Below are 15,056 nucleotides of genomic sequence, written 5' to 3' on the forward strand. Positions count from 1 at the left end.
TCGCCCTATTCGCGCGGCGACGAGTAGCCGTATTCGGGAGGAACTGCGTGTCGGATATCGCTATTGTTGGTATCGGCTGTCGATATGCGAGCGGAATAGATTCGCCCGATACATTCTGGGAATTCGTCGTCGATAAGCGCGACGGTGTCGTCGAGATTCCGCGGGACCGGTGGGATTACCGCCGGTACTACGATCCGGATCCACGCACGCCGGGCCGCAGCTACACCAAGCACGGCGCCTTCATGACGATCGATCCATGGGAGTTCGACCCGGACTTCTTCGGCATCTCGCCACGTGAGGCGACGGTGCTGGATCCACAGCAGCGCCTGATGTTGGAGGTGACCTGGGAGGCCCTCGACGACGCCGGCATGGCGGGCCAGGCGGCCGGTGCACCGGTCGGCGTGTACGTCGGCGGCTTCGTGGTGGACCAGTCGGTGATCGGCGTGGTGGGTCCGGCGCTGTTCCACACCGATATGCACACACCGGCCAGCGCGTCCTACACCATGCTGTCCAATCGAATCTCCTACGCACTCAACCTGACCGGTCCCGCACTCACCGTCGATACGGCGTGCTCGTCGTCGCTGGTCGCCTTCCATCTGGCCTGCCAGGCACTCGACAACGGCGACTGCACGGTGGCATTGGCGGGCGGCGTGAATGTGATGCTGCAGCCGGAGACATTCGTGCTGATGTGCAAGGGCAGCTTCCTGGCAGCCGACGGCCGCTGCAAATCCTTCGACGCCGCCGCCGACGGTTACGGCCGCGGCGAGGGCGCGGGCATGGTGGTGCTGAAGAAACTCGACGATGCGGTGCGCGACGGTGATCGCATCTACGCCGTGGTCAAGGCCACGGGCTCCAATCAGGACGGGCGGACAACGGCAATCACGGTGCCGAACGCCGATTCCCAAGAAGCGCTGGCACGTTCGGTACGCACGCGCGCCGGCCTGTCCCCGGACGACATCACCTACGTGGAGGCACACGGCACCGGAACCCTGGTCGGTGACCCGGTCGAATTGCGCGCACTGGGTCGTGCGTTCGGTGCTCCGGCGGGACGTTCGAGCATTCTCGGCGTCGGTTCGGTCAAGGCGACACTCGGTCATACCGAGGCCGCGGCCGGAGTCGCGAGTGTGATCAAGGCGGCGTTGGCGATTCGGCATCGCACAATTCCGCCACAGGGCTGGCTGGACAAGGCCAATCCGGATATTCCGTTCGACGAGTTGGGCTTGCGCGTGCAGGTGGACGCCGAACGGCTGGCGCCGGATGCCGCTCCGATGACAATCGCGGTCAATGGTTTCGGATACGGCGGCACCAACGCGCACGCGATCCTGCAGGAGTACCGGGCGGAACGGGTACCGCCGAAACCGGGACACCATCATGGCATCCTGCCCATTTCGGCCCGCAGCACCGGTGCTGCTCGAGCCCTCGCCGGGCGTTTCGCCGACCTGATCAGCGCGGGTGCCGATCCGGATCACCTGGCCGAGGCCGCGTGGACGCGGTTGGCCCACCATCACTACCGCACCGGCGTCCTGGTCGGCGAAACCGAAGACCTGGTCAGGGATCTGCGGCAGTACGCCGCCGGCGCGGGCCGGGACGCGGTGCGCACCGTTGTCTCACACAACAACGAGCCGGTGTTCGTATTCTCCGGTATGGGCCCGCAGTGGTGGGGTATGGCGCGCGAATTGCTTTGTGCCGGTGGAATATTCGCCGAGAGCGCAGAGCGAATCGATGCGGAGTTCTGCGCGGTCTCGGGTTGGTCCATTATCGAGGAGCTGCTCCGGGCCGAGGGGGAGTCGCGTGTGACCAGCACCGAGGTGGCGCAACCGGCCAACTTCCTGGTGCAGGTCGCTTTGGTGGATGAGCTTGCGCAATACGGGATTTCGCCCGCCGCCGTGGTCGGTCACAGTGTGGGCGAGGTGTCGGCGGCCTGTGTGAGCGGGATGCTGACGCTGCCGGAGGCCGTCCGGGTCGCCTATCACCGAGCCCGATTGCAGGCGACCACCGCCGGATCGGGCGGCATGCTCGCGGTCGGACTGACGCCCGAGCGGGCCCGCGAATTCGTCGGTGACGATCCGCGCGTGGATATCGCCGCGATCAACAGCGGGAACTCCCTCACCTTGTCCGGGGATGTCGACCGGCTCGACGAGATCGCCGAAAAGCTCACCGAGGATGCGGCTTTCGCGCGTCGGCTGCGTGTGGAGGTGCCATATCACAGCCGATTGATGGATCCGATCCTGGACGAGCTGCGTACGGAACTCGCGGATCTGTCGCCGCGGCCGCCGCGCGTACCGCTGTATTCCACCGTGACCGGCGACCTCGTCACCAACGCCGAGTGGGACGCCGAGTACTGGTGCGCGAATGTCCGTCAGCCGGTGCGGTTCTTCGATGCCATCACCAAGGTGATCGCCGCGGGCAGTCGGGTATTCCTGGAGATCGGGCCGCATCCCGTGCTGTCGGGCAATATTCGCGAGGCGCTGCTCGACGCGGATGTACCCGGCACCACGGTTGCGACGCTCGATCGTAAGGAGCCGGATTCGGCCAGCATCCGTCGCACGCTGATCGGGCTCTACGGGGCCGGTGTACTGAATCAGGAGGTGCTGTTCCCGGCCGACCGTCCGGCCGCCGCACACGTGCCGCTCCCCCGCTATCCGTGGCAGCGGACACGGTTGCATTCGACGCTCCCGCTTTTCGAGCAGGCCAGGCTCGGTACTCCGGACAGCTACGCAATGCTCGGCGATCCGGATGTGGAGGGCCGATCGGACTGGCTGTTGCAGGTAGGTCCGGAATTGCTGCCCTGGCTGGCCGATCACGTTGTCAACGGGGTGCGGATCATGCCGGGCGCGGCATATCTCGATGCCGCGCTCAGTGCGACCGCTACCAGGTTGGGCGTCAAACGGGTTGCACTGGAACAGGTTCGGTTCGTCGCGCCACTGATCATGGGCGCACCGGATGTGCCGCTCATGGCATTGAGCGTCGAGGAGTCCAGCGGACGGTTCCTGATCAGATCGCGCAATGCCACCGGGACGGCGTGGACCGTGCACTCGTTCGGCCGGACACTGACCGGCAGCCACGCACCGACGAAAGCCACCGTTCCGACCATCGATGTCGGCATCGACATCGAACCGGAGATGTTCTACTCCGGCCTGGCGGCGGCGGGCCTGCAGTACGGCCCAGCCTTCCAGCGCGTGACCTCGGTGCGGGTCGGCAAGGACGCCGTGGTCGCTACGGTTGACGGCACGATCGCCGCGGACTCCGGACATCTCGCGCATCCGGCGGTAGTCGATGCCGCGATGCAGACCGCGGCGCTGCTGTTCGCCGACGAGCGGATCAATGAGGGCATTATGGTGCCCGTCGGGGTGGCGGCGGTCCGGTTGCTCGCGCCGATTCCCGACCAGATCACGGTCGTCGCGCGCCGCGATCCGCGGGCGCGGCTGCGCGCCGATGTAGACCTGCTCGACGGTGACGAGAATCTGGTGCTGCGGTTGACCGGACTGCAGATCGGTGCGCTGAAGCCGGGCGACGACCCACTGCACCGCATGGCCGATTTCTATTACGCCGACACCATGCAACAGCGCGAACCCATCGATCCGGCCGCATTGGGCGATACCGGTTCGGCTGCCACGGTGGTCGTCGCGATCGGAAAGAGCAGCCGCGCCGAGCAATTGGCGGAAGCGATCCCGGAATCGCGGCTCTACCTGGTCGATCCGGCCGGGCCGGAGCTTGCGGCGGAACTGGTGACGCACCTGCTGGCCGCTCGGACGGCGGAAGTGCAGCGGCTGCACGTCTGTGTGGTCGTCGGTACCGTCGAGGACGATCTCGCGGACCTGTGGACGCTCAAGCGGATCGCGGTCGCCGTCCACGAATTCGCCAACCCACCGTCGTCGGACGGCGCGCCGCAGACGGTCTTCGGCGACGGTTCGGCCCACGTCACCCTGGTAACCGAGCGCGCATTCACATTGCCGGACAGTGCGATCGCGCCGGATTCTCGACAGGCCGCGCTGGCCGGGGCGCGACGGGTGCTATTGAACGAGCAGACATCCTTGCGGTGGCGACTCATCGATGTCTCGCCTGATACCACCATCGCCGAGCTGCTCGCGGAATTGGCTGTGCCCGGGGCATTTTCGCACGACAACGCCGATGAGGTGCTGCTGCGCGACGGCAAACGCTGGGTGCCCGTGGTGACCAAACCGCTGTCGGAGCGTCTCGAGGTGCTCGATGCCCCGGAGCCGCTCACCGATTCGGAGGCCAATTTCGAGCTCGAACTCCCCCGAACCCGGCTGCTGTCGGCGCTGGCCTGGCGGCAGTGCCCGCGCCCGGAACCGGGTCCCGATCAGGTCGAGGTCCGCATGCAGGTCATCGGGCTGAATTACAAGGATCCACTCAAGGTCATCGGCCTGCTCGGCGAAAGAGAGCTGGCACCAACGTATTTCGGTACGGTGCCCGGTATGGAGGGCGTCGGCGCCGTGGTGCGGGTCGGCGCCGAGGTAGCGGGCGTATCCGTCGGCGACCTGGTCGCCGTCGCGGCCAAGGGCATGATGCGACGCTTCGCGATCGTCGATCGACAGCTGGCCATTCCGCTGCCGCCCGATGCGGACCCCGGATACTGCACCAGCACCATCGCCTTCGGCACCGCCGAATACGCACTGCTGGATCTGGCCCGATTGGAGCCAGGTGAGACGGTACTGATCCACGGAGCCGCCGGTGGCGTCGGGACGGCCGCCATCCAGGTCGCCAAGGCACTGGGTGCGCGGATCATCGGTACGGCGAGTTCCGATGAGCGGCGGGCACATATCCTCGCCCTGGGCGCCGATCACGCGGTGAACTCGCGGTCGCTCGACTTCGTCGACGATGTGCTGGCCCTGACCGACGGCAAGGGGGCCGAGGTGGTGCTCAGCAGCGCGCCCGGGGAGATCCTGCGCCAGAACTTCAATGCCGTCGCCGAATTCGGGCGCATCGTCGAGGTCGGCAAGGCCGATATCTATACCGGCGGGCTGCTGGAACTGGCCAATTTCGACAAGAACGTGGCCTATTACTCGATGGATCTGGACCGCCTCGTCGCGGTCCGTCCGCAGCGGCTGGCAAAGCTGCTGCAGCGGGTGTACGAGAAGGTCCTCGCGGAGATCTATCGGCCGCTGCCGTACCTGATGTTCGAGACCGAGGAGGTGGGCAAGGCCTTCGAGGAGGTGATTCGATCGACACGGCCGGCCCGGATCGCACTGCGCATGGATTCGCCGGAGCCGCCCGTGCGGCCGTACCTGCCCGAAATCGAGATACATTCCGACGCAACATATCTCGTCACCGGCGGCTTCGGCGGATTCGGGATGGCGACCGGTCGCTGGCTGGTACTGCGCGGCGCGCGCCGGCTGGTTCTGCTCGGCCGGGGCGGTGCGAGTACCCAGGAGGCGCGACGGCAGCTCGAGGCTTGGCGCACGGTCGGCATCGAGGTGATCGAGGAACTGGTCGATGTGACCGACGCCGACACGGTCGCCGATGTAGTGGCCCGCGCCCATAGCGTCGAGCACCCGCTGCGCGGCATCTTCCACGCGGCCGGCTCGGTGGCCGATAACCGGCTCGAGCAGATGGAACACGAACAACTGGCCAAGGTGTACCTGCCGAAGGTGCATGGTGCGCGCGCCCTGCATCGTGCGGTCACCGAGGCGGGTATCCGGCTGGATATGTTCGTGCTGTATTCCTCCGGCGGATCGATGTACGGGATCTACGGCCAATACAACTACTGCGCGGCCAATGTGGCGGTCGAGGCGCTGGCCGAAGCGTGGTCCAGGGCCGGCGAGCGGGCGCTGTGCATCGGCTGGGGCCACCTTTCGGGGGCGACCGGGGGGATGGCCGCCGACGAAACGGCCGTCAAATACCTCGACCTGGTCGGCTTCGGACCGATCGATATGGCCGATGCCACCGCCTATTTGGAACAAACACTGCGACTGGGCGAAACGCGGGCGGCGATCATCCCCACCGACTGGGCAAAGCTCACCGGGACCTTCCCCCAGCTGACCCGCACCGGTCGGACCATCGAACTGGCCAAGGCCTCCGCCAAGGACACCTCCGAATTGGCTCAGCTGCGGTCCGAACTCGTCGAGATGGATGAAACCAAGCGTGGACAGTTCATTGCCCGCAAGATGGCCGAGGAACTCGCCGTGGTCATGGGCGTGCCGGTGGATTCGATCGATATGACGGTGCCGGTGCCCGAACTCGGACTGGACTCGCTGATGGCGGTGGAACTGGGCGCCCGCGTCACCAAAGCCCTCGGCATAGACCTGATGTCGCTGCAGATGGGTCGATCGTTCAGCCTGGAACAGGCCGGTCCGAAGGTGGCCGAGTTGATTCTGGCCGCCGAGCCCGGCCAGCCACAGCCGATTCCGGATCTGCCGGCGACCAATGGGGCCACACACGACACCGCGGCCGCGAACGGATCGAGCGCCGTGGCAACGACGGCCGTACCGCAGCACTGACCACCCTTATCGACGAATCGAGGTATCGCTGTGGTCGATTTCGGGCTCATCGACGAATGGAACCCGGCCCCTGGTCGGCTGGTCACCTGGGTTGCCGCACCGGAATCGGTGACGCGGGCCGCGCAGGCGCCCGTCCACCCCGCGCCGCCGTCACATCAGCAGGAGCAGTATCTGCGCCTGGCCGATCGGCACGCCGCCGCCGACTTCCGCTACTCCGGATTGTGTCTGGTCACGGCCGAGATACCGATGGGTAATCTCGACCGGGATGCGATGACGCGCGTCATCAATGCATTCCTCCTGCGCCACGACACCTTTCGGACCTGGTTCGCCATCGATTCCGATGGAACGGTGCGGCGGCACCTGGTCGCCCCCGATGTAGTCGACTTCGTGCCGATCGACTACGGCCGCCTCGATGACGCCGAAGCCATCCGCGAACATGTGCAGAAGACGACACCCGGTCCGTTCCAATGGGATTGCTTCACCTTCGGCGCGATCGAGCACGGTGAGTCGACCACGGTTTACCTGGCCGTCGACCATCTGCACACCGACGGGCTCGGACAATATCTGTCCTGTTTCGACCTGGCCCACCTCTACGCCCAGCAGGTCTGGTCGGCCGTCGAGGACTTGCCCCCGGCCGCAAGCTATCTCGACTACTGCGTCATGGAACGCCAGTACACCGCCGCGATGACGCTCGCCTCGCACGGCGTTCGAAAATGGCTGGAGCTGATCCGCGGCAATGACGGCGAATTGCCGTCGTTCCCTCTGGATCTCGGTAAGCGAACCGATGGCTACAACCGCAGCGCCCATCGCAGTATCACTTTAATGGACGAGGACGACGCACGGCGGTTCGAAAAGATCTGTCGTGAGAACGATGCCGAATTCGTCGGTGGCGTCTTCGCTGCGGCGGCGCTGGCCGAACGCGAACTCGTCGACGGCGACTATTACTTCGGCATGACACCGATCAGCACCCGCACGTCCCCGGCGGAGCGCGCCTCGGTCGGCTGGTATGTGTCACTTGTTCCGGTGGCCTTCCCGATCGGCACCTCCAGCTTCGCCCGCGCCGTGTCCATTGCGCAGCGGGCCTATGAAAACGGTATTCGGCTGGCACCCACGTCATTTCACCGTGTGCTGGAGTTGCTGCCCGCCGATACCGATATCAAGGCTGGGCCGGGTTGGTCGACGCCGATGATCTCGTATGTGGACGCGCGCGACTTTATCGGGCACGAATTCTTCGGTGAGGTGCGCGGCGGCGTGTACGCCAATCGCGCTGCGTCCGAAGAGGTTCTGGTGTGGATCAACCGGCTGCCGACGGGGACGTCGTTGAGCGTCATCTATCCCGATACCCCGGTGGCGCACGAATCGGTGGATCGCTATGTGTCCGCGATGCGGGCGGTATTCGCGTCGGTCCTCGGTACTACGTGACCAACTCCATCAGCCCGCGTGGATCGGAGGGCATCGCCTCGGTCGGGAAGCTGAACCGCACCAGCCGATGTGGCGGGGCCGCGTCGAAATGTGCGATGGATGACGGTATGAGACCTCCGATCACCTTGTCCAAGAAGCTGTTCACATGTGCGAAGCCGGGCCGCAGGTGGACGGGCCAGCTGCTCAGGCGTCCGGCGGGCACATCGATGGTCGTCTGCTTCGCTACCCGCGCCGCCAGCGGCCAATGCACCGAGAAAGCCAGCCACAGATCCAGCGATTCCACCGCGCCCTCGCTGAAATCCAGCCCGCGTAGCAGCGTCAGACCGCCGATGAGCGGCATGATATTCGACGGGAAAGGCGATATACCGCTGCCGAACTGTAGGTGCGTGGTGTCGACGAAATGCGCGTCCTCGCGGGAGACCACCGTATTGCCGGAGCGGGTTTCGGCGCGATAGTCTTCCGCGCGCAGCCAGCCGTCGACCCGCTGGAAGCGCTGTTCGATCCGGATCGTCGGATCCCCGTCGCCCGGGCGCATTTCGACGGTCGAGCGATAGCCGCCGTCCTCGTGCGCCACCACACTGGTCACCTCGAATCGGTGCGGCTGATCCGCGATACCGACGGTGTACACGGATTTCTCGCCATCGGGAATCCCGGGATCACGGAACGCGGTGCGCACAAGTCCTCCTGTCGGCGACGATATGAAGAGTATTCAAATCGCTTGCGGCAGTTGCGGATGAGCAAAATCAATATCCCTGCGACTATTCACAAAATATCCTGACTGCAGACAGTGGTCCGCACACAACTCCCGCCGCCGCGCTATTCATTGACCCAGCGCCGCACTGAATACCGGCCACGAATTGTGCAAGTCCTCCTGCCAATATCCCCAGGAATGCGTGCCGGTGCGCCGGAAATCGAAGGTGGCCGGAATAGCCAACTCCCGGAGTCGATCACGCAGTTGTTCGGTACAGCCCGCGGTAATGGCATCCAACACACCACCGATGAACACTTGGTCCAGGAGTTTCACCGGATTCGCATTGATACCCGGTCCGTCCAGGGTGTCGAGCGGTCCCGGCTGCCCGGTGCCGGTGGATACGTAGATGGTCGTACCACGCAGCTGGTCGGCATGTAGATAGGGATCGTTGGCGTCCCACGCCGGATCGGTGGGCGGACCCCACAGATTGAGCGGATTGCCGCGACGAGCGGTCACAACGGCATTCACCATCGCCTGGCCCAGCAGGTCACTGGTGCGCACACAACCGCTATAGGAACCGATGGCACGGTAGAGACCGGGCGCGGCGATGGCGAGTCGGAATACCGCCGAACTCGCCATCGAAAGCCCCGCAATGGCATTGGCGCCCGTACCGCGAAATGCCGAGTCGATGATCGACGGCAGTTCCCCGGTGAGAAAGGTGGTCCAGCGCTGCCTGCCGATCACCGGATCGTCCACCTGCCAATCGGCGAAAAAGGTGCCACCGCCTCCGACCGGCATCACCACTGTGACCTGCTTATCGGCGAAGAACCGCTCGACATCGGTCTTGGTGAGCCAATTGCTGCCGTCGCTCCAGACCCCGGTATCAGTACCGCCGTCGAAACCATTGAGCAGATACAAGACGGGTGCCGGTTTCGAATTGTCCACCGCAGGAAGGACTTCGATGGAAACGGTCCGCCCCATCGCCTCGGAATACACGGTCAGATCGAGTACTCGCCCCGGACCATGCGCCGCGGCGAGCATTCGTGACCCATCGGGTGCCTGCCGCGCGGTCGCCAAGGCACGCACCGGAATCGGCGTGTCCGAGTCCGATGCGGAATCCGCGAGCGCGATACCGCCCGAACACGCGAGGACGGCGGCCGTGCACAGCGCGGCCAAACGCGGGCCACAGCACACCTCGCACCTCCGATCGCAAGCGGCACTGTTCGGCCCGAACGTAAGCCGGGATCGCGCCGCCGCGGAACCGCTCGGCCAGAATTTGGGTGATCTCGTCAGCCGCCGCCGAACCACCTGGTATCCACCACAAACACGGTCGACTACATCGGATACAAATTGTGCTTGCGCGGATTGTGTTCAGCGGGCGCTTCCTTGCCCCGCAACAGTTCCAGACTCTCGCGTACGGACCGGTCGGTGCGATAAGCGCTGGCACAACACGGTTCTGGACAGCTCACAACGCGAACCGCAATCCACTCGGCGGGCACCCTATGCCCGGTGCCGTCTGACCATCCCCTCCGCGGTCAGACGGCGGCAACTGACGCGCGAGGACATCGGCAGTCGAGATGTTGTTACCATTTGGATGATAGACGCATCCGAATGAGCATGACAACGCCGAACAGGGCACGATCGCCGCGCCACCAGCTACATCTCCGCCATTCGCAGCACCGCGCGCGAGTATCGAACCGGTACGCTGCGCGGTGCCGCAGGAAGCAAGGGAACAGCGAAGGGACCGATGGTTCGTCTGACGAGGGCACAGCAGCAGGACGCCACCCGCAGAAAGGTGTTGGCCGCGGCCAAGTCCGAGTTCGCGCAGCGCGGATTCCGCGGCGCGACGGTCGACGGCATCGCCGAGCGCGCGGATATGACGCGGGGTGCGGTCTATTCCAATTTTCCGGGCAAACGGGCGCTATATCTCGCGGTGCTCGCACACGAAGCCGAACAGGCTCCCGCGCCCGCCGCCGGCGCGAAGGCAGACACACCGGCCGCCGCGCTCAGCGCGTTCGCCAGCACCTGGCTCGAGCAACTGCCGCGGTCGAGCCAGTATGAGTACAGCGAGGACGAGCAGTTCACCTCCCCCGCACTCAGCGTCGATTTCGTACCCGAAGTCCTGATGAGCGAACAGATCCGGCGGCCGTTCGCACAGTTGCTCGCACTCGACGCGCTGCTGCTCGCCGTATCGCTGAGGGCAATCAGCCAACCCACGTCCGCACCGCTGGAAGGTTTCATCGCCAGTGCCGAATCCGTGCTGACGATCCTGTACGGGACGACCCAGCTGTCCTACGTCGCGCCCGAATTCACCGATCCGGCACGGGCCATCGCGCTATGCGAACAGGTCGCACTACTCGGCGGTGTGAAGACGCCGAACCCGCCGTACCCGACCGACGCGCGCGTCACTCGGGTCGACGAGCCTTGGGAACCGCCGAGCTGCATCGATCGCGTACGCGCGGACTCGGCTCGGCTCGACGGCGACGGCCTGATCGCCGTCATCGGCATGCACCGGATCGCCACCATCGAAGCGGCGCTATCGATCTGGCCCGAGCACACCGATATCACGCTGGCGCTGGTGAGCGATCATCCCGCGGAACTCGCACCGCTGGCGCGGCTGGCGATCGCGGATATCTGCCGGTCATTGCGCCATGCGTTTCCGGTCGCGGCGCTACCTCGGCTACAGGTGATCGTCGATGATGCCGGAACACTCGCGGCCGCATGCGGATTCGACCGGGTCGACGACAATTCCGAGTTCGCGGTCCTCGTCGAGAACGGCCGCATCACGACGCGGGCCGAGGGCCGGGGCGCAGGTAAAGCCGCCGCAACCGAATACGCCAGCTCATCGGCTCCGGACCGAGCGTAAGTCTTCGAGGGTGCCGAACGTTTTCGCCAGCGCCTGACAGGCACCCGCGCCCTTCGCCCGCGCCACGATCTGTTCGCCGTCGATGTAGACCGCACTCTCGGTGTCGTCATCGACGATATCGACCCCGCACGCCCGTGCGAGTTTGCCGGATTCGTCCAGAACCACCTGCATGCCGGGAACCGCAGGGCACGGAAATGCGGCGCGCAGCGACCGGCTGATATCGCTGACCGCGAGGCGAGCCAGCTGTGCCACCTCCGTTCCGTCAGCGGTGGCCATCGCGATCGTGGTGCGACCTCCGCTGGGCTGGTCACGCAGGATATCTGCGACGGCGCCGAGCTTGTTCATCCCGAGTACGGCAACAACGTTTACGCCCGAGAGATCCGCAGCCACGGTGTGGACCAGGTCGCGGCAAGGCGGTGGCGTCCAAGGTTCGTCGACGCCCGCCACCGCGACGGTGTCCGCCGTAGCCCGGGTGGTGTCGTCGATCCGGTGGTGCACCATCTGCTCGCATGCGGCGATCACTTTCGCTCGGTCCACGAATTCCGGTGCGACGAAAGATAATTGGGTCGCGCCGTAGAGCAGAGTGATCACCGATTCGGCGATGCCGAGCCAACGGCCGGGCAGTACGGACCCGCCACTGCCGTCGAGGCCCGCCAGCGCCAAGCCGAGGAGGATGGCGTCCAGTTTGATCAGCTGCACGAACGAGCCGCGCAGACATTCGTCGACGACGAGTTCGGGGATGAGGTCGTGCGCCAGCATCGGTGAGTGCAGCTGCGAGACCCCGGCGACCGGATAGTTTGCCGAACCGGGGAGCCGGTCGACCCAGGTCCGGGCGAATCGGCCGATGGCCGCCACCGGGGTCCGCGCCGGGCGACCATCCAGCAGTTCCGGCGCCCCCTCGGCCTCCGCGGCCAGCACCGCCAAGTACAACGCCCGCTTACCAGCGAAGTTGGAGTACACCGCGCCGCGGGTGAGGTCCGCACGCTCGGCGATGTCATCCACGGTCGCGCCGCGAAAACCGCGTTCGGCGAATTCCGCCTTGGCCGCCGCTAGGACCCGGTCGCGATTGCGTTGCTGCAATGCGGCTCTGCTCTGACGACCCATCGGTTCTCCACCAACCGTTCTGTTCGTTTACAGATGCGCATACCATCCAAATGTTGATACCATCTCAATGCTACGTGCGACTGAGTACGAGCGAGGCGGGCATCGAAGGACGGGTAGTGGGCATCACCAGGTACGAATCCGAGTCGCGAACCGCGGCCACGGTGCTCGATGAGGCCAGGCGGCTGGTCGAGCCCGCATACCGCTCCTCCCTGGACCGCATTGCCCCACCGATTCGAATGATCGTCGGCTACCACGCCGGCTGGCTGGACGCCACGGGTCGGCCGAGCAAGCAGGTCGGCAAGTCGATCCGTCCGGCGCTGGTGCTGGCATCCGCCAAAGCCGTAGCAGCCGCAGAACCACCGCACGGTGTCACCGAGGCCGTCGCGGTCGAGCTCGTGCACGATTTTTCACTACTGCACGACGACCTGATGGACGGCGACGAGCAGCGGCGCAACCGCCGAGCGGCCTGGTCGGTCTTCGGCGAACGTGGCGCCCAGCTCGCGGGAGATGCGCTACTGGCCATGGCGATCAACGAGATGGTCGGCCGCCCCGGCATCACGCTGCTGTCGAAAGCCCTCGACGCCCTATGCAACGGACAGGCCGCAGATATCGACGAGTTGGAACACCGCGAGACCGGCGGGCTCGACGAATCCCTCGCCATGATCGAGTCGAAGACCGCGGCACTGTTGTCCTGCGCCTGCGAGATGGGCGCGATCGCCGGTGGCGCCGACCAGGAACAAGCCAGAGCGCTGGCCGAATTCGGACACCATCTCGGCATCGCATTCCAATTGATCGATGACATGCTCGGCATCTGGGGCAATCCGAGCGTGACCGGGAAGCCGCTGTACCCAGACCTCGCCAACCGCAAGAAATCCCCGCCGATCGCGCGGGCACTGGATTCGACCGGGCCCACCGCGGATGCGCTGCGCGAGTTGTATCGAGACGTCGGCCGAGATACCGAAACGCTGCACCGGATCGCCTGCCTGATCGAACTCACCGGAGCACGCGAGTGGGCGGAACGGGAAGCCCGGCGGGAGCTCGACGCCGCGTTGGACTGCCTGACCGGCGTATCCGCCGACGATGCCACCGAGGATCTTCGACTACTCGCCGCGATGATGACGAGCAGGTCCGCATGAAGAACCCGATCGAGTCGATCCCGCTAGCTCCGAACACTGTCCCGATTCTCGGTCACGGCATCCGTTTCCTCACCGACCCGATCGGATTTCTATCGTCACTCCCCACGCACGGCCGCCTCAGCCGAGTCCAATTGGGTCCGCTGCCGGTCGTGGTGGTCTGTGATCCCGAGTTGGCCCGGGTGGTGCTCCTGGACGACCGCACTTTCGACCGCGGCGGACCACTCTACGATCGCTCCCGCGAGGTCGCGGGCGATGGCATCGGAACCTGCCCGCACAGCAGGCACCGCCGACAGCGCCGCCTGAGCCAACCCGCGTTCCAACCGGGGCGTATGCCCGGATACTCCGAGGCCATGGTCGACTCGATCGAAAACGTGATCGGTTCCTGGCAGGACGGACAGCGAATCCAGCTCGGCGCGGAAATGTCGAAACTCACTGTCCGGGTGGCGGTTCGGACGATGTTCTCCTCGTCGTTTCCGGAGACCTCGGTTCAGCAGGTCGCCGACGATTTCGCGACAATTGCCGGGAGCATATTCCGGCGGATGGTGCTGCCGCCGATGGCCAATCGACTGCCGACACCGGCGAACCGGAGCTACTACCAGGCCCGGAACCGACTGCGGGCGGTGGCCGCCGAACTCATCGAACAGCGGCGGGCCGACAATCAGGACCACGGTGACCTGCTGTCCTCGCTGATGCGCGCCCGTGATCCCGACTCCACCGGCGCGCAGGTCGCGATGACCGACGAGGAACTGATCGACCAGGTATTCACGTTCCTGTTCGCGGGTGCGGAAACCACCGCGAGCACATTGACATGGGCGCTGTATCTGCTCGGACAAAATCCGGAGATACGACGGCAGGTTCAGCAAGAGGTCGATACCGTGCTGAACAATGACACGGCCCGCTACGAGGATCTGCCGAACCTGCCGGTCGTCAATCGGGTGGTGACCGAAACGCTGCGGTTGTATCCGGCCGGATGGTTGCTCACCCGGGTGGTTTCGGCGGATACCACCCTCGACGGCGTTCCGCTCCCGGCGGGCACGACCGTCGCGGTCAGTCCGCACGTCATTCACCGGCGTGATGAAATCTATGAGCGGGCAGGCGAATTCGTGCCCGATCGGTGGATCGGCGCGGAGCCGGACCGAACGCTGTTCATATCCTTCGGCGCCGGTGCACGACGCTGCATCGGTGACCAGTTCGGACTGGTCGAGGCCAGTTTGGCACTGGCGACGATCGCGGCACGCTGGCGCGTCGCTCCGCTGTCGACTCGGCCTGTGCCCGTATCGCTCGCGCATCTGCCCGCACCGACGAAACTCGGCATGCGGGTGTGGCGTCGAGATCCGGTGGCCGTCAATGCATCCGCATCGGAGCCGGGTAGATAG

Annotated in this window: 8 protein-coding genes; 5 read left to right on the plus strand and 3 right to left on the minus strand. The window is 65.4% G+C overall.

The features are described from left to right. Positions 1–47 precede the first annotated feature (47 nt). Together OIE68_RS11805 and OIE68_RS11810 are read left to right on the plus strand one after the other, a co-directional pair. Positions 48–6,461, plus strand: coding sequence for a type I polyketide synthase (locus tag OIE68_RS11805; protein ID WP_327099421.1), 6,414 nt, complete (start codon positions 48–50; stop codon positions 6,459–6,461). Positions 6,462–6,491: 30 nt separating this feature from the next. Beyond that, on the plus strand, positions 6,492–7,883 hold the full coding sequence (locus OIE68_RS11810) for a condensation domain-containing protein (protein ID WP_327099422.1): 1,392 nt from the start codon (positions 6,492–6,494) through the stop codon (positions 7,881–7,883). On the opposite strand, the gene OIE68_RS11815 is transcribed toward OIE68_RS11810, so the two are convergent. Next, the gene (locus OIE68_RS11815) at positions 7,876–8,559 is read right to left on the minus strand and encodes a hypothetical protein (protein ID WP_327099423.1); all 684 of its coding nucleotides are present in this window, start codon (positions 8,557–8,559) and stop codon (positions 7,876–7,878) included. The two genes, OIE68_RS11810 and OIE68_RS11815, sit on opposite strands and share 8 nt — an antisense overlap. Positions 8,560–8,703: 144 nt before the next feature. Continuing rightward, positions 8,704–9,768, minus strand: coding sequence for an alpha/beta hydrolase family protein (locus tag OIE68_RS11820; protein ID WP_327099424.1), 1,065 nt, complete (start codon positions 9,766–9,768; stop codon positions 8,704–8,706). A gap of 553 nt (positions 9,769–10,321) precedes the next feature. On the opposite strand from OIE68_RS11820, the gene OIE68_RS11825 reads away from it, so the two are divergent. Then, positions 10,322–11,440, plus strand: coding sequence for a TetR/AcrR family transcriptional regulator (locus OIE68_RS11825; protein WP_327099425.1), 1,119 nt, complete (start codon positions 10,322–10,324; stop codon positions 11,438–11,440). Here the strand turns inward: OIE68_RS11825 and OIE68_RS11830 are convergent. Beyond that, positions 11,417–12,544, minus strand: a complete 1,128-nt coding sequence (locus OIE68_RS11830) for a TetR/AcrR family transcriptional regulator (protein WP_327099426.1) — start codon at positions 12,542–12,544, stop codon at positions 11,417–11,419. The genes OIE68_RS11825 and OIE68_RS11830 overlap by 24 nt on opposite strands. Before the next feature lie 116 nt (positions 12,545–12,660). On the opposite strand from OIE68_RS11830, the gene OIE68_RS11835 reads away from it, so the two are divergent. Together OIE68_RS11835 and OIE68_RS11840 are read left to right on the plus strand one after the other, a co-directional pair. Further along, positions 12,661–13,680, plus strand: a complete 1,020-nt coding sequence (locus tag OIE68_RS11835) for a polyprenyl synthetase family protein (RefSeq protein ID WP_327099427.1) — start codon at positions 12,661–12,663, stop codon at positions 13,678–13,680. Then, complete coding sequence (locus tag OIE68_RS11840; protein ID WP_327099428.1) at positions 13,677–15,056, plus strand: cytochrome P450; 1,380 nt, start codon at positions 13,677–13,679, stop codon at positions 15,054–15,056. The genes OIE68_RS11835 and OIE68_RS11840 overlap by 4 nt, the downstream gene beginning before the upstream one ends.

Source organism: Nocardia vinacea (genome assembly GCF_035920345.1).
GTDB classification, from domain to species: Bacteria; Actinomycetota; Actinomycetes; order Mycobacteriales; family Mycobacteriaceae; genus Nocardia; species Nocardia vinacea_A.

Excerpts from the sequence above, each read along its gene's own strand:
- OIE68_RS11825 (WP_327099425.1), top strand. The coding sequence starts at position 10,322 with ATGGTTCGTCTGACGAGGGCACAGCAGCAGGACGCCACCCGCAGAAAG.
- OIE68_RS11830 (WP_327099426.1), bottom strand. The coding sequence starts at position 12,544 with ATGGGTCGTCAGAGCAGAGCCGCATTGCAGCAACGCAATCGCGACCGG.
- OIE68_RS11840 (WP_327099428.1), top strand. The coding sequence starts at position 13,677 with ATGAAGAACCCGATCGAGTCGATCCCGCTAGCTCCGAACACTGTCCCG.